Consider the following 2,522-nt stretch of genomic DNA (forward strand, 5'->3'; position numbering starts at 1 on the left):
AGGTCCGCCGGGCGGGTGGGCGCGACCGGCTTCGGCCGATCGCGGAACGGCACCGGAGGCCTCGACGCGCCGGCCCGGGCGCCCCACAGCAGGCACAGCGGCCGGTCACCCTGGACGAGCAGGCGGGCGTTGACCCGCTGGCTCTCGTCGGCGTTGTGGAGCGAGAGGCCCCAGCGGCCGTCGCCCAGCACCGAGCGGGGGCAGCTGACGACGTACCTGCGTGCGTCGCCGTCGGACGCCAGCTCGAGGGAGCAGCGGACGCGGTCCTCGCCGCGCAGCCGCCACAGCTCGGCCCAGACCTCGCCGTCCAGCACGTCCACCGGCTCGGCCAGCACGATCTCCACCCGGTCGTCGCGGATTCGGGCGAAGCTCGCGACGAGGTCGATCGATGCTCTCGGGGGCAGGGACAGTCCCATGCGGGTTCCTTCCGGCTCTCGGCGCTGCGGCCGACTCTAGATGACCTCTGAAACAGGGAGGGCACGGCAACGGAGTCGGGCCACGTCGTCGCTATCATCAGCCCCTTCCGCCGCCGCTACCTGACAGAGGGATCCACTTGGTGCTCGACACCACCCGCGCCCGTGAGTCGGCCATCCGCATCGCGAGGACGGCCCCCGGACGGTTACGGGGACCCGTCGGCCGGGCGACGCGTCGGTTCCGGGGGGCGTTCTCCGGACCCCTGGTCTCCGTGGTGCTGGCGGTGAGCGACGACGAGACCACCCGGATCGGGCCCTGCCTGGACAGCCTGCGAGCCCAGACCCATCGCAACCTCGACATCGTGGTCGTCCCCTACGGACGGCACCACCGAGTGGTCGCCACGGCGTTGCAGCACGCCGCGGGCGACTGGAGGATCCGGGTCCGGCGCCGCGCGCTGCCGTCGCTCGCCGCCGCGCGCAACGCCGGGGTGGCGAGGGCTCGCGGCGAGCTGGTGATGGTGGTCAACGGCGGAGACGACCTCGTCGTGTCGGCGGTCCAGCACCTGCTCGCCGCGCACCTGGACTCCGGCTCCCCGCTGGTCGTCGGTCGGATCAGGAAGCCGGAGACCGCCGGGTGGATCCCGGACTCGCCGTACGACGCGGCCCACCACGTCGACATCCCTCGGACGACGCTCGCGGAGACTCCCGTCGCCGTCACCGACCTGGGCCTGGGCAACAAGCTGTTCACCACCGAGCTGTGGAAACGGGCCGGCCTGGCGTTCACCACCGGGCTGCCCTCCGGCGCCGACGTTGCCTTGGGCCTGCTGCGGGAGGCCGAGTCCTTCGACCTCCTGAAGGACTTCACCTACGTGCCGACCGGACGCAAGGACGGCGTCGGCGTCGGCACCACCCCGGACGTCCTCAACAGCCTGCAGGCATGGATCGAACGGCACGAGCGCACCTGGCGGCTCATCGAGCAGCTCGACGTCCCCCACGTCCGCAACTGGTGGCTGTGGGGCATCCTCGAGGCCGCCGTGCAGCCGCTGGTGGCCGACGTCGAACGTGCCGACGCGGGTCAGTGGCGGGCCCTGCGCGACCACGTCAGCCTGCTGCTGGAGTCGGCGGACCAGCAGGTCTGGACGACCCTGTCGGCCGAGTCACGGGTCAAGCTGTGGTTGCTCCAGCATGATCACCGCAGCGAGCTCGAGGAGTTCAACGCCGCCCGGCTCTTCACCCACGGCCACCGCCCCACCGTGGTGCGCGACGGCAAGGTGTGGGCGCAGCTGCCGTTTCACGACGACCCTTCGGTCGGAGTGCCGCCCGAGCTGTTCGAGATGACGGCTGAGGAGACCCGGCTCCGCGCGAGCCTGCGCGAGGCCCGCTGGGTCGACGCCGGCCACCTGGAGCTGACCGTCTTCGCCGCCATCGACTTCGTCCACATGGACCGACTCCCCGCCATCTCCTGCGAGCTCGTCGACGAGCGGACCCGCGAGCGAATGGAGCTGCCGCTCCGCCAGTACCGCGACCCGCGCGGCAACCAGCGTGCACGGCGGTTCCAGGACTTCTCGTGGGGCGCGTTCGTCGCCACCGTCGACGTCGCGCAGCTCGTCACCCGCTCCACCGCCGCCGAGGCGCTCGCTCCCGCCGGCCGCAGCTGGTCGCTCGAGGTCGGCGTCACCGTCGACGGCGTGACCCGATCCGGCCCGATCACGGCGGTGGACGAGCAGGGCTCGGCCGGGTTCCACGAGGAGAGCCACCTCGCGCCCCGGCCCGTGTCCGGCGCACTGGTCGGATTCAGCCCGCGGTTCGCGGTCCCGGGCCTGCGCGTCCTCCCGGACCCCGGTCCGCGGCTGCGGTCCATCGAGGTGAGCGGCCGCAGCGTCGCCGGTGTCCTCGACTGCGGGGGCGCGGCCGTGGTCGCCGTACGCGCCTGGGCCGGGAACGTGCAGGTGCGGGCCGAGACGACCGAAGCCGAGGATGGGTCGGCTTTCCGGCTCGAGCTGCCGTCCGCCACGTCAGCGCAGGCTCGGTGGACGCTGCGCGCGGTGACCGCGTCCGGCGAGGAGCGCCCGATCGGGTGGCCGCCGGTGCCCGACCAGTGGCTCGGCG

The 2,522-nt window shown here is 73.0% G+C and carries 2 protein-coding genes; one reads left to right on the forward strand and one right to left on the reverse strand.

The genetic code is table 11. The annotated features are described in order from the left end of the window. Positions 1 to 416 (reverse strand): hypothetical protein (locus tag E7Z54_RS03615; protein WP_136431644.1); only part of this gene is annotated, 416 nt, incomplete at its 3' end. Between the two features lie 281 nt (positions 417 to 697). Here E7Z54_RS03615 and E7Z54_RS03620 point away from each other — a divergent pair. Further along, the coding region (locus tag E7Z54_RS03620) for a glycosyltransferase family 2 protein (protein WP_136431645.1) at positions 698 to 2,522 on the forward strand (1,825 nt) is incomplete at its 3' end.

The sequence above is a fragment of the Nocardioides sp. genome, from assembly GCF_004803405.1.
In the GTDB taxonomy this organism is placed as follows: domain Bacteria; phylum Actinomycetota; class Actinomycetes; order Propionibacteriales; family Nocardioidaceae; genus Nocardioides; species Nocardioides vastitatis.